General features: G+C 31.6%; 16 protein-coding genes and 1 riboswitch. Of the genes, 9 read left to right on the top strand and 7 right to left on the bottom strand.

The window, feature by feature from the left end:
• Complete coding sequence (locus KQI88_RS06850) at positions 1-1,905, top strand: CotH kinase family protein (protein WP_216415608.1); 1,905 nt, start codon at positions 1-3, stop codon at positions 1,903-1,905.
• A 130-nt stretch (positions 1,906-2,035) separates the two neighbouring features.
• Here the strand turns inward: KQI88_RS06850 and KQI88_RS06845 are convergent, their stop codons facing one another.
• Complete coding sequence (locus KQI88_RS06845; RefSeq protein ID WP_216415606.1) at positions 2,036-3,382, bottom strand: pyridoxal-phosphate dependent enzyme; 1,347 nt, start codon at positions 3,380-3,382, stop codon at positions 2,036-2,038.
• A 106-nt stretch (positions 3,383-3,488) separates the two neighbouring features.
• On the opposite strand from KQI88_RS06845, the gene KQI88_RS06840 reads away from it, so the two are divergent.
• Positions 3,489-3,878, top strand: coding sequence for a hypothetical protein (locus KQI88_RS06840; RefSeq protein WP_216415605.1), 390 nt, complete (start codon positions 3,489-3,491; stop codon positions 3,876-3,878).
• 57 nt (positions 3,879-3,935) lie between these two features.
• On the opposite strand, the gene KQI88_RS06835 is transcribed toward KQI88_RS06840, so the two are convergent.
• Positions 3,936-4,727, bottom strand: a complete 792-nt coding sequence (locus tag KQI88_RS06835) for an EFR1 family ferrodoxin (RefSeq protein ID WP_216415604.1) — start codon at positions 4,725-4,727, stop codon at positions 3,936-3,938.
• 36 nt (positions 4,728-4,763) lie between these two features.
• Positions 4,764-5,027, bottom strand: coding sequence for a YkgJ family cysteine cluster protein (locus KQI88_RS06830; RefSeq protein ID WP_216415603.1), 264 nt, complete (start codon positions 5,025-5,027; stop codon positions 4,764-4,766).
• 141 nt (positions 5,028-5,168) lie between these two features.
• Positions 5,169-5,227, top strand: a riboswitch (Fluoride riboswitch).
• Between the two features lie 56 nt (positions 5,228-5,283).
• On the opposite strand from KQI88_RS06830, the gene KQI88_RS06825 reads away from it, so the two are divergent.
• Both KQI88_RS06825 and KQI88_RS06820 read left to right on the top strand, forming a co-directional pair.
• Positions 5,284-6,465 carry a cation:proton antiporter domain-containing protein gene (locus KQI88_RS06825; protein WP_216415602.1) on the top strand — a complete coding sequence of 394 codons (1,182 nt, stop codon included), beginning with the start codon at positions 5,284-5,286 and terminating at the stop codon, positions 6,463-6,465.
• A gap of 76 nt (positions 6,466-6,541) precedes the next feature.
• The gene (locus KQI88_RS06820) at positions 6,542-7,261 is read left to right on the top strand and encodes a phosphatase (RefSeq protein ID WP_216415601.1); all 720 of its coding nucleotides are present in this window, start codon (positions 6,542-6,544) and stop codon (positions 7,259-7,261) included.
• Between the two features lie 118 nt (positions 7,262-7,379).
• On the opposite strand, the gene KQI88_RS06815 is transcribed toward KQI88_RS06820, so the two are convergent.
• Both KQI88_RS06815 and KQI88_RS06810 read right to left on the bottom strand, forming a co-directional pair.
• Entirely contained in the window at positions 7,380-8,684 is a 1,305-nt protein-coding gene (locus KQI88_RS06815; RefSeq protein WP_216415600.1) for a CAP-associated domain-containing protein, read from the bottom strand.
• Positions 8,685-8,848: 164 nt separating this feature from the next.
• Positions 8,849-9,733, bottom strand: coding sequence for a DUF4392 domain-containing protein (locus tag KQI88_RS06810; RefSeq protein WP_216415599.1), 885 nt, complete (start codon positions 9,731-9,733; stop codon positions 8,849-8,851).
• A 295-nt stretch (positions 9,734-10,028) separates the two neighbouring features.
• Between KQI88_RS06810 and ygiD the strand changes: the two genes are divergently transcribed.
• The 5 genes from ygiD to pepT all read left to right on the top strand — a co-directional run bounded on the left by ygiD (position 10,029) and on the right by pepT (position 15,159).
• Complete coding sequence (gene ygiD / locus KQI88_RS06805) at positions 10,029-10,787, top strand: 4,5-DOPA-extradiol-dioxygenase (RefSeq protein WP_216415598.1); 759 nt, start codon at positions 10,029-10,031, stop codon at positions 10,785-10,787.
• Between the two features lie 247 nt (positions 10,788-11,034).
• A complete protein-coding gene (locus tag KQI88_RS06800; protein ID WP_216415597.1) occupies positions 11,035-11,673 on the top strand; it encodes an SHOCT domain-containing protein in 639 nt (212 codons plus the stop codon).
• Positions 11,674-11,767: 94 nt separating this feature from the next.
• Positions 11,768-12,430 (top strand): response regulator transcription factor, encoded by a 663-nt coding sequence (locus tag KQI88_RS06795; RefSeq protein ID WP_216415596.1) that lies wholly within the window; start codon positions 11,768-11,770, stop codon positions 12,428-12,430.
• Positions 12,427-13,794 carry a sensor histidine kinase gene (locus KQI88_RS06790; RefSeq protein WP_216415595.1) on the top strand — a complete coding sequence of 456 codons (1,368 nt, stop codon included), beginning with the start codon at positions 12,427-12,429 and terminating at the stop codon, positions 13,792-13,794. Before KQI88_RS06795 ends, KQI88_RS06790 begins: the two co-directional genes overlap by 4 nt.
• A gap of 141 nt (positions 13,795-13,935) precedes the next feature.
• Positions 13,936-15,159: a peptidase T gene (pepT, locus tag KQI88_RS06785; RefSeq protein ID WP_216415594.1), complete on the top strand. Its 1,224-nt coding sequence runs from the start codon at positions 13,936-13,938 to the stop codon at positions 15,157-15,159.
• A 120-nt stretch (positions 15,160-15,279) separates the two neighbouring features.
• Here pepT and KQI88_RS06780 read toward each other — a convergent pair whose 3' ends face one another.
• On the bottom strand, positions 15,280-17,256 hold the full coding sequence (locus KQI88_RS06780; RefSeq protein ID WP_216415593.1) for a methyl-accepting chemotaxis protein: 1,977 nt from the start codon (positions 17,254-17,256) through the stop codon (positions 15,280-15,282).
• Between the two features lie 471 nt (positions 17,257-17,727).
• Complete coding sequence (locus KQI88_RS06775) at positions 17,728-18,750, bottom strand: PLP-dependent cysteine synthase family protein (RefSeq protein ID WP_330656104.1); 1,023 nt, start codon at positions 18,748-18,750, stop codon at positions 17,728-17,730.
• Between the last annotated feature and the right edge of the window lie 34 nt (positions 18,751-18,784).

The raw sequence follows: 18,784 nt of genomic DNA, 5'->3' as shown, positions 1-18,784 counted from the left end.
ATGTTAGGAAATAGACATATCAATTTAATTATAATAATTTTGATGATTGTTACTATAATCTTTACATCTATTTTTATATTATCTCCCCAAAGCTTAGGCATAACTCCATCTTCAACTACTGAAGTGGAGTATGCTAGCCGTTTGTTCAAAAAAGATGAGATAGCAGAAATTAGTATAAAAATGAAACAAGAAGATTGGGATTGGATTATAGAAAATGCTTTAGATGAAGAGTATAGAAGTGCTGATATAACTATAAATGGTGAAACTTTTTATAATGTTGGTATTCGTCCAAAGGGAAATTCTAGCCTTAGAACTGTTGCACAGGATGATACAACAGATCGATTTAGCTTTAAAATAAAATTTGATAAATATGTTAAGGGCCAAAACTATTATGGACTTGATAAATTAGTTATCAATAATATGATAACCGACGCAACCTATATGAAGGAATATCTTGCCTATGATTTGTTTGAAAAAATGGATATAGTTACCCCTCTAAATTCCTTTGCAAATATAAATATAAATGACGAACCTTGGGGACTCTATCTTGCAGTAGAAGCTACTGAAGAAAATTTTTTAAGTAGAAATTTTGGTGAGGATTATGGCAATCTTTATAAAGCTGAAGATACTGGTTCTTCGCTAAAGTGGGTAGATGAAAATCATTCCAGCTACCAGGGTATTAAAGATAACGCTCAAATAAAAATTACAGATAAGGATTTTGATAAGGTAGTTGAAATGATTAAAAACCTTAATAATGGAACAGACTTAGAAAAATCCTTGGACGTTGATGAAATACTACGCTATTTTGCCGTAAACACGTTATTGGTTAACCTAGATAGTTATGTCGGTAATTTTAATCATAATTATCTTCTATATGAAAAAGATGGTGTATTCTCTGTTTTACCTTGGGATCTTAATATGGCTTTTGGAGGTTTTCAAGTTAGGAATGGGCAACAAGCAGTAGATTTTTCAATTAATACTCCTTATAGCGGCAATGGAGAAAATTACCCTCTTATTAGCAAACTACTTGAAGTTCCAGAGTATAAAGAGATTTATAATAAATATTTAGAGGAAGCAGTTAAGTTATATTTTAATAGTGGACTGTTTAAAACAACTGTTAGTAATCTAGATAATTTAATAAATGAATATGTAAAAAATGATGCAACTGCATTTTACACCTACGAGCAATATACTGCATCCCTTCCTGTTCTTAAGGAATTTGGTAAACTAAGGGCTAAAAGTGTTATTGCACAATTAGCAGGAGAAACAACAGCTGGTACAGTAGATTTGGACTTAAATGCCCTTGGTAGTATGGGTGGTGGAGCTGGTGGAATGGCCGGACCTAACGGAGCTGGTGATGGCAATAATAGGGATAGACCTAATAATATGGGTCAACCAGGTAATATGCCTAATGATATGGGTAATGAGAATCGTCCTAATAATAGGAATCAAGATAATATGAATATGGGTAACCCTCCTAATGTTGGAGACCAAGAAAATATAAATAGAGATAATCCTTATAACAATATGCAAGGTGGCTTTATGCAGGATAATATTAACCCAGAAAATATGGAAGAGATTATGGCAATTATGCAAACAGCTGATGGAGAAGAATTAACTGATTCTCAAATTAACAAGCTAAAAGAATTAGGACTTGATGATACAGCAATAGAATTTATGAAAAATATGCCTCCAAATATGAATCTAGAAAATTTCCAAAATGGTCCTGGAAGAGGTGAAGGTTTTCCTGGTGGAGACATGGGTGGAGGTAGGAATAGATCAAACACTAGAAACCTTATTCCTTCTTTAATAGTGGCAGGAGTATGTACTTTAATTATGATATTAGCTATATTGTTTGTATATAAGTTTAAAAGACGTAAATATCTTCGAGGATTAGCAAAATAATATAATGCTTTTCCAAGGAATTTAGAGATAGAAAAGATAATACTGATTATATTTTTTAAAAATAAAAAGTCATACTGAACAATCTTATTTTCTTAATATTATTGTCAGCATGGCTTTTTATTATCTTATATTATTCAGCAGAATATATCATTCTATAATATGCTGTTTTAAACCCTAACTTTTCATATAGCTTTCTAGCCCTTTTATTATCCAGGTCTACATGAAGAGATAACTTACCATCTGTTAGTTCTATTATTTGATTAATAAGCTCTGTAGCTATACCTCGGCCTTTATTTCCTTCCTTTGTAGCTATATAACCTAGATGATATGTAGGAATAAAGTCTTTAAAATTGAGGTTTACAACTACACATACAGCTTGAGGTACGTTATTTCTAAGGGCTATAATTATAAATCCAGATTTTACTGCAGATTCAACTGCATCTTCAGTTTCTTGTATAGGGTCCGAATAATTTTGTAGCCACTCTTTTATCCACTGTACAATTGTTTCTTTAGAATATCTGTCAAAGTTAGTAACTCGATAAAGCTCTAGGTCACTTTTACCGTCATTCAGAACTATTACATGCTTTCCATCTTTTATCTTTCCTTCTTTAGCAAGCTTGTAAAATCCAGCAAATGAATAACCTTCTTCCGTAGATAGTATTATATTTTCTTGTTTTCTTAGAACTTGAACACTTTCTTTTAAAATTTTTTCATCTATAGATATTATTTTACCATCTGTATCATGTATAGCTTTCAAAGTATCTCCAAGAAGTACCCCTTCTCCCGTAAATAGATTTCTTGTATATTTATTAACCTTTATGTCATACTCTTCAAGATCACCTATCTTCATATTTCTCTTATAATCATCAAATATAGCATTCCCCTTTGGTATGGTACATGAAAATATTTTAGGATATTTATTTATATCCCCTTCAACCCACTTATTGACAAACCCGTTATAGAGGCTTGATACTGTATATCCATAACTCAGCTGAGTAAATACGGTACTTATATTATCTCCTAATTTTTCAGCGATCTCTTCGCCTATTTTCTGCAGAGAGATCATACTAAGATGTCTATTTGCATACTGATTAGACGCATTATAGAAATTATTTTCTCTACAATATTTATCTACAAACTGATATTTATTATCTATTTTTTTTCTTCTAAAGTCTATAATAAACTTATTATCAAATAAATTTTCCTTCCATCTCTCGGTTTTGAATAAAGGAATTTTTACACTTAGATCATTCTTATAACAAAAATGGATAATTGAATTAATATAATCGTCAGAACCATCCACTAAAAGACCTTTACTTTTATGACTTAGCGCATCTTTAACTATTACCTCAGAAATTCTATCAAACTTATGTCCAAAAGGATTTGTTCCTTCAAGTTTTAAATATATTTTTTCTACACCTAGATACTTTTCTAGATTTTTAGCTCTCATTAAGGGAGTCCTTCCTGGCTTATTCAAAAAATCACTCCTTTTATAAATTTAAGTATTAAATAATATTAGTTTGTTCTATAATAAAGGATATATTACATAAAAAAGATCACAAATGAAAGAGATGGTGGTTTAAATGATTACAGTTTATTTGGCTGGAATTTCAGCATATTATGAAGGAGAAGATATAGAGATCAGATATCGTATTTATAACGGTGAAGATCTTATATTAAAAGAGTCCCTTCTAAAAGATTATAAAAAACCGGCAGTAGTAGGTCCATTTGCACTGTTGACTGTTTTGAAAGAATTAGAAAAGTATCAGGATGACGAAATAACTATTATAGTTAATGACCCTGCCTTAAATGAACTAATTAGAGGAACATCAACAACAAAGAATGCAGGAGTTCTAAAAATGATAAATATGGCTAAAGATAGACTTAATCGGTTTAAAAATTCTGTTAAAATTAAAGATATAAGTAATGATAAGGTGGAATTAGCTAAATGGGACGATATTCTAAAGCCTTAAATAATTAAAGGGAACGGTTCCTTTGCCACATAGTGCCAAGGAATCGTCCCCTTTAATTTATTCCACTACTAACTCATCCACAGTTATATTTGGGTTTTTGTATCTTCCTTTTTTTACTGTAGCTTTACCATATTCTATAGCTCTAACCGGACAAATATTTATACAGGCCAGGCACTGAGTACACTTATCTCCCCAAGTAGGCTTTCTATCTATCCTTATAGTTTTAGTATTACAAACCTTTTCACAAATACCACAGGAGATACAATTGTCCTTTGCATAAAACTTCTCTGTACTAATTGAGAATTTCGTAAATAACGGATTTATAACAGATGTTAATATATTCGGCAAATGTCCTTTTTCCAATTGAAAAATACCTTTTTGCTTTTCTTCTATCACTTTGTTTATTTCTTTTAAAATTTTATCTGCTTTTAATAACTTTTTCTTAGACTCCTCTATGGAATCTACATCCATACCCATAATCATATAATTACTTGGCATTACTACAGAAAATCCACTATTTAAAATTATATTTCTTTTCTTTAGCTTATCTTCAAAGGCTTTCATAGTACTTCCTATATTTTCTCCACATGTGGCTACTGCAAAAACATAATTATCTTTAAAGTTACTTAGTTTTAGTTTTGCAATAAAATCTAATACCATCTTAGGAGCACCCCAAGCATATACAGGAAAAACAAAGCCTATTTTTTCATCATCCTTTAGGATGTATTCATAGCTCTCTTCTCCCTTATGCATTGCAGCAGATATAGAAAAAAGCTTTTCTCCATGATACTTAGATATATCTTTAGCTACTTGTAGAGAATTTCCTGTACCTGTAAAGTAAAATATCATATTATATCCCTCCCCCAATTTATTATAAAATATATATTATATATTAATAATAGCTGTAGCCTTCTCAAGATATTCTAAATATGAGTAAGCTTCTTCTGAAGCTTTGCCACACATTTCATCCGATGCCCTTAGATTAATACATACAGCTGGTCTTTCCTTTTTTCCGAATAACATACATTTATTATCCGTTGTTAGTTGAATACATCTAATGCCTGCAGGTTTACCACCATTCATACCTGGTATTGGTGATGATATTGAAGGCGCAATACAACAGGCTCCACAGCCAGTTCTACATTCCATAAACATACCTCCTAATCTACTTAAAAACAATAATAACATATTTATATATCCATTATAAGATTTTTATCTATAATATTATTACTCAATACTTTTATCTTGACCTATATATAAATTTAAAGTATAGTGTAATTAAAATAAAACATAATATAAGGTGATGGAGTTCACCATAATTGCCAAAGGCTAATGACTCCTACAGATTCAATTATATAATTGTATCTGTAGGAGTTTTTTTGTTTAATATTAAGGAGGTGTTATAATGGCAGTAGATTTGGCCATAATTATTTTGCTTGGACTATTTGTAAATGCAGTTTTGGAAAAAATTAATTTACCAGGACTATTAGGAATGCTTGTTGTTGGAGTAGTTATAGGTCCATATGGGCTAAATATACTTAGTACTGATATACTCAGCATTTCTGCAGACCTTAGAAGAATTGCCTTAATTATTATTTTATTAAGGGCTGGACTAGGAATAAATAAAAAATCTTTGAGCGGAATAGGAAAAACAGCTATAAAATTAAGCTGTATTCCAGGTTTAATAGAAGGATTTTTTATTGCATTTGCTTCCATTAGGTTTTTAAGTTTTTCTTTTATTCAAGGTGGAATACTTGGTTTTATAATTGCCGCAGTTTCTCCAGCAGTGGTAGTACCTCAAATGTTAAATCTTATGGAGAATAGAATAGGGACTAACAAAAATATACCAACTTTAATATTGGCAGGTGCTTCAATAGATGATGTTTTTGCTATTACAATATTTAGTACATTTTTAGGCTTATATAGTGGAAAACAGGTTAATATAGGTATTAAAATCCTTGAAATTTCATTAGCTATTATTTTAGGTATTGCTATTGGTGTTATGACAGGTTTAATATTAATTAAACTTTTTAAAAAATATCCTATTCGTGATACAAAAAAGGTATTAATTATTCTCGGATTAGGAATTCTTATTTCTGCACTGGAAGATCTTTTAAAGAATAGAGTTCAACTGGCAGGATTATTAGGTGTTATGACCATAGGATTTATAATATTAGAGAAGAGCCCTGACATAGGTAAAAGATTAGCTGTAAAGCTTAATAAAGTATGGGTATTTGCAGAGATACTTCTTTTTGTATTAGTGGGTTCGGAGGTAAATATCGGTGTAGCTGCTGGCGGTGGAAAAGTAGGTATTATATTAATACTACTAGGACTTTTAGGTAGAAGTATAGGCGTATTAATCTCCTTAATAGGAAGTGCTTTAAATTTTAAAGAAAGAGTATTTTGTGTTATCTCATACGTACCTAAGGCCACAGTCCAAGCTGCAATAGGCTCCATACCACTATCTTTAGGTGTTGCTTCTGGAGATCTTATTCTAGCTATTTCAGTCTTATCCATAATTATAACTGCACCAATTGGAGCTATAGGTATTAGTAAATTTGCTAAGACATTATTAGTAGTTGAATAGGAAAAGGATTTGACTAATATGATATAATTTAAATAATAGATTCTTTAAATAAACAGAATTTGAAAGGGTTGAACAAATGAAAGCACTAATAGATATACACTGTCATACTATTGTTAGTGGACATGCTTACAGTACAATGGAGGAAATGATATCAAGAGCTAAGGAGAAAGGCCTTAGGGTTTTAGGTATTGCAGATCATGCACCTTCTATGCCTGGCAGTACTCACGTATTTTACTTTTCTAATTTATCCGTAGTGCCTAGAAAAATAGATGAATTAATTTTACTAAAAGGTGTAGAAGCTAATATTATGGACTATGAAGGAAATATCGACATGCCTGTAGAGATTTTAGAAAAATTAGACTACGCTATAGCTAGTTTACATCCACCTTGCATTAATCCAGGTACAATTGAAGAAAACACTAATGCTATTATAAATACCATGAAAAATCCTTATGTAAAAATTATAGCTCATCCTGATGATTCTAGATATCCTATAGATCATGAGGCTATAGTAAAGGCTTCTAAAAAATATAATGTGGCCCTTGAAGTTAATAATTCTTCTTTAAAGCCTGATAGCTTTAGAACAGGAGCCTATGAAAACGTAAAATCTATTTTAAACCTATGCAAAAAATATGAAACTAAAGTTATATTTGGTAGTGATGCTCATATTTCCTATGATATTGGAGAATTTACTAATTGTATAGATATTATGGAAGAAATAGATTTTCCTAAAGAACTTATAATAAACTATAGCACAGAAGCTATAAACAATTTATTAGGTGAAAATATACTCTAATCTTATATTATTTGTAATTAAAAGAAAAACTACTAGGCATATTCAATGTACCTAGTAGTTTTTCTTTTAATATTTATATAATGATGAAATTAAAATTCCATATAAGCTGAGTCTTTGTTTATATCCCTGTAAAAAAGTTTTGTGTGTAATAGTATTTATATGTGCTACTTGAGTTGTAGGCTCCACCTACTCCAATGGTTTTATATTCACCTAAAATACTATTTCTATGTTCACTTGAGTTCATCCAGCCTTCATGTGTTTCAATAGCATCTGAAGTTCCAGCAGCTATATTTTCAGCCGCTGATATATAGGTTATACCTTCCTTTTTCATTCTGTCAAAAGGACTTTCCCCTTTTAAATTAATATGTTCAAAATAATCACTATCAGCCATATCTTGACTATGTTTTCTTGAACTAATCATTGCATCGTCACTCCATGTAAATGGTTCTAAACCATTCCTTACCCTAATAACATTTGCAAGATCAAATATCTGTCTTTCAAAGCTATTCCTTAGCTTTTCACTGTATATCCCATAATATCCATCTAACCCAAGCTCTATATCTTCATCTATAATCTGCAGAGATGTTACAGTATTATTTTCATGAATATCATAGAAAATAGATACATAGCTTCCATCAATAAGATAAAGTCCTTTTTCATCTACATTATATATAGAGTAAACAGTATTACCTTTTCTAACACTGTTTAAAGATTTTCCTAGTAGCCTCTCTACCTCTGCTCTTTCCATGCCTATCTTTATTCCCTTTGTTGACTTCCAATTATCTACATTTGTATATATACCTACTACCTTTTTATCTTTTACTCCCACCTGAATATATTTACTATAATCCCTATTATAAATATACCATTCAAATCCGTATTTACTTAAATCCTTCCTATCAGGTTGCCCTAGCTTAGAAATTAGATCTTCTTCGGTTAAACCTACCGAAATACCTTGAACAACAAATTCTTTATTGATATTTCTCTCCTTCAATGATACTGTGTATGTCTTTTGGTCCCATTCAATATCTATGCCTAAGCTTTCACTAATAAATCTTAAAGGAACAAAAGTCCTTTCATCCTTTAAGAAAGCAACAGTATCCATTGATTTATTTATACCATTCAGTGTAAATCTTTTTTCTCCGATTTTAAATCTCATATTAGTATTATCTTTAATAATATCTACTGCCTTATTAGCTTGATCCCACTTAACTTCTGCTCCTAAACGCTCTGCTACAAAGCTAACTGGAACGAATACCCTACCAGCTTTAGCATCCATATATGGTTTAACATCAGGGAAACTAATTTTAGTATTATTTAGTTTAATAGTAACTTCGCTTTGTGCAGAAATAAATATTGAGCTTGAAATCAATGTTAACAAAATTAATAGTATAAGAATAAGACTTTTACTCTTGCTTCTCATTATTTCACCTGCTTTTCTTATGTATTTTATTTCAAAATTGCTTCATCTATTAGAATTGTATCATAACTTGTTACATGAATGTATTTAAAGCCAATAAGCAAGATTTACCAATCTAAAATTTTTCTAGTGTCATATTGACTAATTATAAAAGAAAAGGAATTATATCAAGATGCACCTTTATCTAGTGCTAGACTTTCTTCTATTGTGGATTTTATCATCTCAAAAATTCTAATATTATTTTCTAAGCTTATACCATCAACTGTTAAGGTTCTTTCCTTAGTCAAACCATCTACAGCTCCAGCATTTACTATAGCTTCTAAAGCCTGTATTTCTGTTTCAACATTATAAAGTAAGTCCTCTTGCGAAAACATGGAAAGGGCAGAAGCTAGAGCGTGTCCGCCCCAGTTAGATACACCCGCTACTATAAGATAATCTGTAACAAAGGATGCCGCTATTATATCCCCATTTGGAATATTTTCTATTACATACTGTTTTATTTTTCCCATTCCAATTTCATTTCCACCATCACCAATACCAATTGTAGTTAATCCTAAGCGCCCTGCTTCCCTAAACAAACAGTCCATACTTGGAATAATATCACTAAGGCATTCTCCTCTCATAGAATAAATATTACCATTGGAAGCTTCACCTGGTCTTTCTACTGCTAGTAAACAATCTGGCTTATATGTACTCAGTATACTTTGAGAAAGAATATCCTCCTCACCTTTAATAAATATTTCTAGTGGTGCTTTTAAACCTACCAACTTTAAAGCAGCTTCTAGCATTGATTTAGAATATATATCTGTAATAATAACTACACTTTTCCCTAGTTTCTCTAATGCGCTAGCAACCGAAATAGCACCTAATGGCCCATCGGTTTCTCCAGTCAATGTATCTTTAATTACGAATCCAGTAACAATTATAATAGTATCTGATTTTATAAGTTCCTTTGCTGCATTTTCAATTTCACCAGCTAGATAGGCTTTATCCATACCCCTACTATTTAGGTTTTCACTAATAATCTCTTCTAATCTCTTAAAATAATTCATATATTCAAATTCTCCTTAAATAAAATATTATATAAGTAAGTTAGTATTTTATTCAAACCATCTCTGTTATTATAACAAATAATGCCTAATTTGATCTAACAAAGATTTTAGTAGAGGAGCTTAAAGAATTAGATCTTAGATATGTATATGTGAATAAGAACTATTATATAATGGCACTACCTTTAAAAATCCCATTGAAAACAACTAGTCTCTATGATAAATCATCATAGTTTAGGGTAATATATATTTATTTAAAAGAGTACACTATTAAAAACTTTTGAAAGGACTGAATTAAATGTCAAATAAACTTCCAATTGGATTTATCGGTCATGGATCACCTATGAATATAATCTCTGACAATCCCTACACTCGAAGTATTTATAATATTGGGAATAATCTCCCCAAACCAAAGGCAATTTTAGTAATTACTGCCCATTGGATGTCAGATGGAGTTACTGCTATTACTACTGCAAGCAACCCCCATTTAATTTATGATTTTTATGGGTTTCCTGAAGAATTATATAAGATTAAATACGATTGTCCCGGATATCCTGAAATTGAGGACATGTTAAAAGAATTGGACATAGTTCCATCTAGGGATTATGGGCTGGACCATGGTGTATGGGCTATAATGAAGTTTATGTATCCAAAGGCAGATATTCCTGTAGTTGCTCTTAGTTTGGATATGGCTCAACCAGCTGAGTATCATTATAACCTAGGAAAATCTATGAGATTTTTACGCGAAAAAGGTGTACTAGTCTTAGGAAGTGGCAATCTTGTACATAACTTATTTAAAGCAGATTTACGTGGGGATTCTGAACCTTATAATTGGGCTATAGATTTTGAAAGAGAAGTAATGCAATCTTTAGAAAGAAAAGATTTCGAAGAGCTTATCAAGTATGGAGATATGAAAACTTTGTCTATACCAACCAAAGACCACTATCTACCTCTTCTTTATATATTAGGTATGGCAGATGAAGATGATGAATTTGAAATAATATATTCGGGAATACAAAATAAATCCATATCTCAGCTAAGTTTCTTATATAAATAAAAACCCAATATAACCTATCAATAAGTTTTAGATGGTTTTACAATCAATTTTAGAACATAACAGTAAAAACATCTATATAAAATTCTATAAAAAAATTACACTAGGTATTTATATATTTATCTATAATAAGTTACTCCTACATTTCATAATTTCCCATAATTCCATGACAATTATTCCACAGTTTTCTCCTATACTATTAATCAGGAGGTACCTTATAGACATCAATAATTTGAAGGGAGTAGATTTTATGAATTGGAAAAAAAGTATTATCCCAGCTACACTTTCGCTAACTCTATTAATTCCTACAGCTGCTTTTGCTGATAATAATGCAAATGTTTCAGAAAATACAAAAGGGTTTGGAGGACTTAGAACAGTAATTACCAATAGATCTTCACATGAAAATGAAGTTTTTTATAGTAACATAGAGGTTACTGAAGAAGTTAAGATAAAATTAGAAGAACTGAAAGCTAAACTAGATAGTGGAGAAATTACTAAGGAACAGTTTCGCGAAGAGATGAAACAATTGATGCCAGAGAGATCTCAATTTAAAGGTGTGGAAAAAAAGCTTATTGAAAAAATAGAGATTCCTGAGGAAGTTAAAGTAAAATTAGAAGAGCTCAAAGCTAAACTAGATAGTGGGGAGATTACAAAGGAACAGTTCCGCGAAGAGATGAAGGAATTGATGCCAGAGGGATCTCGTCATGAAAGAATAGCGATTTCTGAGGAAGTTAAGACAAAATTACAAGAGCTTAGGACTAAACTAGAAAATGGAGAAATTACTGAGGATCAGTTTCATGAAGAAATGAAGGAATTGATACCTGAAGGTTTTCGAGTTAAAATACAAAGAAAAGACTCTTCTAATAAAGAAATCAGTAGTTTAATCTAAACTTAGAACAAAATACGTACCTCCCAAGCAAGATTCAAAGGACGTGAAATTTCACGTCCTTTTTGCTATAATCTAAATTAAGGAGGTTGATGCTATGTCATTTCGAATCTATTTAGTAGAAGATGATAGTAATTTAAATTTAGTTCTTACTTCTTATTTAAAAAAAGAAGGATGGAATGTTTCTTCTTTTTTTACTGGTGAAAAAGCAAGAAAAGAGATTAGTTCCCCACCTGATTTATGGATATTAGATATTATGCTCCCTGATGTAGATGGTTATCAGCTCATTGGTGAAATTAAAGCCACTTCCCCACAAATTCCCGTCATTTTTATATCTGCAAGAGATGCTGACTTAGATCGAGTTATTGGTTTAGAGCTAGGGAGTGATGATTACTTATCTAAGCCGTTTCTACCTCGGGAACTGGTAATTCGAACTCGAAAACTTCTAGAGCGTGTCTACCCGAATCAATATCAGCCACAAACTATTCCTCCATATAGTATAGATGAAGTAAGCAGGAAAGTTATATTCCAAAATGAAGTAATAGATCTCACCTCTAAAGAATTCGATCTCCTTCTTTGTTTCACTAAAAATCAAGGACAAGCTTTAACTCGCGAACAGCTCCTCATTTATATTTGGGGTAATGATTATTTTGGAACTGACCGTGTAGTAGACGATCTAGTTAGACGACTTCGGAAAAAAATGTCTAAGTTGCGTATTGAAACAATGTATGGATATGGCTATAGGATGGTGAAGTCATGAAAAACCTTCCATTATCAATGCAGATTTGGTTAGTTTTTGCAGCTATAATGTTAAGTATTTCAATACTATTATCAATACTGTTTCCTTGGACCCTACGAGATTTTTTTACTAGGGAAATTTATGCTACCATCGAGAGTGCACAAAGTTTAACTCTTAATCGATTTAATAATGAGTTTTCCAGAGAAACATGGAAAACCGGCATTCTACCAGATAGAAAGCAACAAATTCAGGATATCCGAACAGTTAATCATTTTATACTAATAGAGGATAGTCAAGAAGTTATTGCATCTCGTCTTCCTGTAGAATTTTTATATACGGTCAGAGACCACATAAAAGATCAAACATCAGATGTTCAACGATATAGTGGACAAATCGGAGATCAAAAAATTTTTTATGTGGTTGCTAAAGAGAAAGTATTGGATCAAAATATTTTTCTAGTTTCCTACATGTGGGACTCATATCGTGAAGATTTAGTACAGACCCTCTTAAGAAGGTTAGTTTTTATAATGAGTTTAGTTTTTATACTAAGCTGGTTGCCTTCTTTAGGGTTAGCAAAGTATTTATCTAAACCTTTAGTTACTTTGGAAATGAGAGTTAAAAAGCTTGCTAATCGAGATTGGCAGGAACCTATACAATTACAAAGAGAAGATGAAATTGGAAGATTAGGTCAGTCTATGGAACAACTGAGAAATCAACTTATCAAACAGGATGAAGCTCAACAATCCTTCCTACAACATACATCCCATGAGCTTAAAACGCCTGTTATGGTGATTCGTAGCTATACACAGGCAATTCAGGATGGCATATATCCTAAAGGGAATTTAACAACTAGTGTCAGGACCATTGAAGAAGAGGCAATGCGTTTAGAAAAATCTATTAACAACCTCCTTTACTTAACAAAGCTTGACTACTTAGCTACTCACAATCCATCCAATGAACAGGTGGCTATGGATCAACTCATAAAAGATGTAGTAGAAAGATTTCGTTGGCGACGTAGTGAGCTAAATTGGACCTTGAAACTTTCACCCACTTTTGTAAAAGGGAATATAGATCAATGGCGAGTAGTTTTAGAAAATTTATTAGATAATCAAACCCGTTATGCCCAGAGTAAAATCCTTATATCTTTAGCAAATTCGGAATATCCTAATGAAAAATTAGCATACCTTCGTATTTGGAACGATGGACCAAGCATTTCAGCTGAAAACATAGATGATATCTTTGGTAAATTTCAGAAAGGACCTCAGGGAGAAGTCGGACTCGGACTAGCCATTGTTCATCGTGTTATTTCTTTAGTTAATGGTAATATTAGAGTTAAAAATGAAGTTGAAGGTGTCTCTTTTTATTTAGAAATTCCTTCTTCGTAAATCAGATAATAGAAGAAATAAAAAAATATCTATAATCTGTCCAATATAAGCTTTACACGGGCTGATAAATATTTTAATTCAATCTTCCTATCATTTATTTAATAAATATTATAAAATATTGATTAGAAAGGAGTGATATATATGGAAAATATGATTAAAAGGTTTTTAAACTATGTAACTATTGATACAAAATCAGAGCATGACTCTCAAAATGTTCCTAGCACTGAAACCCAATTTGAACTAGCAAATCTTTTAGTGAAGGAGCTTAAAGAACTAGGACTGAGTGATGCATCTGTGGACAAAAACTGTTATGTTATGGCAACTCTACCATCTAATATGGACAAAGATGTTCCTACAATAGGTTTTATTGCCCATATGGACACTAGTCCTGATATGTCTGGTAAAGATGTCACGCCTAAAATGGTAGAAGACTACAACGGTGAGGATATTATTTTAAACGGGGAGAAAAATATAGTTTTATCTCCAGCAGACTTTCCAGATTTAAAGAGATATATAGGAAAAACCTTAATAACCACAGATGGCACAACTCTCCTTGGCGCAGATAATAAGGCGGGTATAGCTGAAATAATGGGTGCTGTTGAATATTTCGTTAATAATCCCGAAGTAAAACATGGGACCATTAAAGTAGCCTTTACTCCAGACGAAGAAGTTGGTAGAGGGGCAGACCATTTTGATGTTAAAAAGTTTGGTGCAGATTTTGCGTATACAATTGATGGTGGAGAAATAGGTGAACTTGAATATGAGAACTTTAATGCCGCAGGGGTTAAAGTAACTATTCATGGTAGAAATATTCACCCTGGAACAGCTAAAAATAAAATGATCAATTCTATGGAAATAGCTATGGAACTTAATTCAATGCTACCTGAAAATCAAAAACCTCAATATACTGAAGGTTACGAAGGCTTTTTCTTACTTACATCAATAAATGGAGATGTGGAAGAAACTAAGGCTAACTACATAATAAGGGATCATTTTAAAGATTCTTTCGAGGAAAAGAAAACATTAATGCAAAATGCAGTCGATTATTTAAATGGTAAATACGGAGAAAATACTATAGAGGTTGTAATAAAAGATCAATACTATAATATGAAAGAAAAAATTGAGCCTGTAATGCATATAATAGATACTGCTAAATTAGCTATGGAGGAGGTAGGAGTTACTCCTATTATTAAGGCTATTCGAGGCGGTACCGATGGCGCAAGACTTTCATTTATGGGTCTACCTTGTCCTAATATTTTTACAGGAGGCCATAACTTCCACGGTAAATATGAATATATTTGTGTAGAATCTATGAATAAAGCTGTTGAAGTCATTCTAAAAATTGTGGAGTTGTATAGCAAATAAAAATATAAAAATCCACTGATATTAGGATATGAATTATTGGCTAATTTTTTCTAAAACAAAACACCACTAGTGTATCAATGAAGCGTTTAGTTTGCCTCCTATATTCTAGTGGTGTTTTGGTTAATATTTAAATATTAAAATGGAATCTCTAAGCTCGGATGCTGTGGTTGCAAGACTTGCTGCTGCATTTGCTATTTCCTCCATTGCTGCTGTTTGCTCCTGGGAGCTAGCAGCAACATTGCTGGAAGAATCTACTGTTTCACGAGAGAGATCTGTCATAATATCAAAACTATCTGTAACTTCTGAAGCATTTGTATATACTCCATGGGTCAGTGTTGTAACTTCTTCTATTTGCCCTACTATAATATTTATTTCATTGAGTATATCTGAAAACCGATTGCTAGATTCTGTTACGCTAGCTACTCCATACTCCACTTCTTTATTGTTAGATTCCATTGCTCTTACTGTTTCATTTACTTCATATTGAATATTTGATATAAGCTCTGCAATTTGTCTAGAAGACTGTGAGGACTGTTCCGCCAGTTTCCTTACTTCTTCAGCTACTACAGAAAAGCCTCTTCCTGCCTCGCCAGCCCTTGCAGCTTCAATAGCTGCATTAAGAGCTAATAAATTAGTTTGCTCTGCAATATCACTTATAGTAACTACAATTTTTTCAATCTCTCTTGAACTTTCGTTAAGTTTAAATATTTCCTCTGCTGTTTTTTCTGTAGAATCTTTTAAGTTGTTCATTTTTTCTACAGCATCTTTAGAAGATAATATACCTTCTTGTGCAGAGTCTAATGTGTTTTTAGATGATATATTTATATTACCTATATTTGTAGTAACATTTTTAATATTTTCAACCATAGTATCCATAACATCTCTTGATACTTCTATTGAATCAAATTGATTTTGAGCAGCTATTGACACTTGAGTAATAGTGCTTGCAGCTTCTTCAGCCGAAGCGGATACTTCTTCAGATGAAGCGGATAACTGTTGACTTATAGTAGCTACATTCTCCGATACATTTCCAGCACGAGAAATAACATCTCTAAGGCTAGATGTCATTATATTAAAGGAGTTTGCAAGTATACTTATTTCATCCTTTGTATTAGCAGTAATTTTTTGAGTTAAATCTCCAGATGCTACCTTTTCAGTTACATTTATTAGTTCTTTAATAGGTTTCAATGAATAATTTAAAAATAAGTAGAATATCACAAGTGCTATAGATGATAATCCTACTGTATATAATATAGAATTTCTTTTTATTCCGTTTATTTGCTGAACTAAAGAGGATCTATCATTTACTACTTTAAAATAACCACGAACATTATCCCTATAGTCTTTAAAAGGAATAAGCATTACATTGTATCTATTATCTTCAGTAGTTAAATATAATGTTTCGTCATTGCCTAATCTTTCTAAATGATCGTCATTTTCGATTTTCCAGCTATCTTCACTAGTGGAAGCTAACATATTAGAATTAGAATCTGCATTAGTTTCTAGATTATATATAAAGTATTCCCCAGAATAATTGTTTTTTAATCCTTCTAAAAAATTTATTCCAAAGTCACTACCATATTCTACACTACCAGTATGTACACCTTCATAAGACATTGGAACTACAGCTCTAAATCCATAGCCACCAACACCTTCTTCAAGACCTTTAATAATTTCTTTTTTAGCATTTGTTTCATTCACTGTAAATCTAAAATCTTTTAAACTATCCCCAAATTTTTCTGGCTGATGCAATCTAAGAAAAGATGTAGAATCAGGTAGATGAAACTGTACTTGAGAAATTTTTGAAGAAATACTTTTATATGCAGGTACAAGCATTTTTTCTAATCCTTCACGATTTCTCTCTGCAAAGCTTCTTTTAACTTCCATATTGTTTGCTAATGCTAAAACACTTATTTCTGCAGCCTCTAACTGCTTTTCCATTTGAATCTGAACAGATTGTCTTAATACTTCCAACATCTCCTGCTCTCTTTCAATTATAATTTTAGTTGTCATACTAGAAGTATAATAAGAAAGTATTGAAAATATTAATAAAACAGAAACAGTAAAACCGATAAATATTTTGGATTTTAAAGACATATTTATTCCTCCTTATATTTTTTTGAAAAGCTCTAAATTGTTAAAAAATTGTCATTTTTATACATGCACTATCTAATAGAATTGCAAAATAGCCCTATATATGCTCTATCACTAGACCTTATTCCTGCTTTAAGAACTTATAATCATTTTTTCTTTATTTTCATAAAGTAAAAAACATAGACATAACAATTTCTTATATTATCATATTTAAAATTCACAAACAATAGGCTTATGAGGGGAAGTTTAGTTTAGGCCATAACTTCCACAGTAAATATGAATATATTTGTGTAAAATCTACGAATAAAGCCATGGAGGTTATTCTAGAAATTGTGAAGTTATATAGTAAATAATTTGTTAAGATAATATGATTTCAAGTATATTTTAATAGATTAATAGTAATACAGCTAAGAGCCGCTTAAAATATGATTTTAAGCGGCTCTTAGCTTTTTTATACCTATTATACTTTCTGCATTACTTCATTTTATAAGCCTTCACACTAACTAACTCAATATGTTGAGATAAAAAATCGTCTTTTACTGGTTCTTCTTTCATTAAGTCTGTGCTTAAATACTTTTTACTATCATCAGAAAATATAGTTACAACTACACTATCCTTACCTAACATATCTTGAGCTTTTAAAGCCCCTAGAAAATTTCCACCAGATGATATTCCTACTCCCAGACCTAATTTAGCAGCTAACTTTTGTGCCATAATTATGGAGTCTCCATCGTCTACAGCTATTACATCATCTAGCTTTTCTAATTTAACTATGGAAGGAATAAACTCATCCGAAATTCCTTGCATTCTATGCTTGCCTACCTTATAGCCTGTACTTAGTGTAGGCGAGCTAGCAGGCTCTAGTGGGTAAAGTTTAACATTAGGATTCTGGTCTTTTAAATAGCCTCCTACTCCCATTATCGTTCCTCCTGTTCCTACTCCTGCTACAAAGCTATCGACCTTAAGATTAAGTTTGCTAAGCTGTTTTACAATTTCTGGTCCGGTAGTTTCGTAATGGGCTTTACAATTATATTTGTTAGAAAACTGACAAGGTAAAAATACATTATCATTTGTTTTAGCTAATTCTTCAGTCATCCTAATACTTCCTAAAAATCCACCTTGATCAGCACTTACTAGTTCTATATTTGCACCATAACTTCTTATTAAGTTTTTTCGTTCTGCACTCATCCAGTCTGGCATGAAAATAGAAACAGTATGTCCTAAATAACTCCCAATAGCCGAAAAAGCTATACCTGTATTTCCACTAGTTGCCTCTACAATTTTATCTCCTTCTTTTAAAGTACCTGATTCATATGCTTTTTTTAGTATATGGATAGCCATTCTATCTTTTATGCTGCCCGTTAAATTATAATTTTCTGCTTTAGCAAATATAATCCGATCTTCACTTTTATATTTTAACTTTATCTCTAGTAATGGGGTGTTCCCTATAAGTGGAGATATATCCTTTATACGGCTATTTATAGAATTCATAGACATTTTAATTGCCCCTTTCTCTTTTAGGAATTTAGTA

Origin of the sequence: Alkaliphilus flagellatus, from assembly GCF_018919215.1 — a bacterium.
In the GTDB taxonomy this organism is placed as follows: domain Bacteria; phylum Bacillota; class Clostridia; order Peptostreptococcales; family Natronincolaceae; genus Alkaliphilus_B; species Alkaliphilus_B flagellatus.
Note: the sequence above shows the minus strand (reverse complement) of the source record. Positions and strands in the feature narration are given on the sequence as shown.

Bases quoted from the DNA above. Each gene is read 5' to 3' on its own strand.
- KQI88_RS06790 (WP_216415595.1), top strand. From the start codon at position 12,427: ATGAAAAACCTTCCATTATCAATGCAGATTTGGTTAGTTTTTGCAGCT.
- KQI88_RS06820 (WP_216415601.1), top strand. From the start codon at position 6,542: ATGAAAGCACTAATAGATATACACTGTCATACTATTGTTAGTGGACAT.
- KQI88_RS06810 (WP_216415599.1), bottom strand. From the start codon at position 9,733: ATGAATTATTTTAAGAGATTAGAAGAGATTATTAGTGAAAACCTAAAT.
- KQI88_RS06775 (WP_330656104.1), bottom strand. From the start codon at position 18,750: ATGTCTATGAATTCTATAAATAGCCGTATAAAGGATATATCTCCACTT.
- KQI88_RS06800 (WP_216415597.1), top strand. From the start codon at position 11,035: ATGAATTGGAAAAAAAGTATTATCCCAGCTACACTTTCGCTAACTCTA.
- KQI88_RS06815 (WP_216415600.1), bottom strand. From the start codon at position 8,684: ATGAGAAGCAAGAGTAAAAGTCTTATTCTTATACTATTAATTTTGTTA.
- ygiD (WP_216415598.1), top strand. From the start codon at position 10,029: ATGTCAAATAAACTTCCAATTGGATTTATCGGTCATGGATCACCTATG.
- KQI88_RS06825 (WP_216415602.1), top strand. From the start codon at position 5,284: ATGGCAGTAGATTTGGCCATAATTATTTTGCTTGGACTATTTGTAAAT.
- KQI88_RS06795 (WP_216415596.1), top strand. From the start codon at position 11,768: ATGTCATTTCGAATCTATTTAGTAGAAGATGATAGTAATTTAAATTTA.
- KQI88_RS06850 (WP_216415608.1), top strand. From the start codon at position 1: ATGTTAGGAAATAGACATATCAATTTAATTATAATAATTTTGATGATT.
- pepT (WP_216415594.1), top strand. From the start codon at position 13,936: ATGGAAAATATGATTAAAAGGTTTTTAAACTATGTAACTATTGATACA.
- KQI88_RS06840 (WP_216415605.1), top strand. From the start codon at position 3,489: ATGATTACAGTTTATTTGGCTGGAATTTCAGCATATTATGAAGGAGAA.
- KQI88_RS06835 (WP_216415604.1), bottom strand. From the start codon at position 4,727: ATGATATTTTACTTTACAGGTACAGGAAATTCTCTACAAGTAGCTAAA.
- KQI88_RS06780 (WP_216415593.1), bottom strand. From the start codon at position 17,256: ATGTCTTTAAAATCCAAAATATTTATCGGTTTTACTGTTTCTGTTTTA.
- KQI88_RS06830 (WP_216415603.1), bottom strand. From the start codon at position 5,027: ATGGAATGTAGAACTGGCTGTGGAGCCTGTTGTATTGCGCCTTCAATA.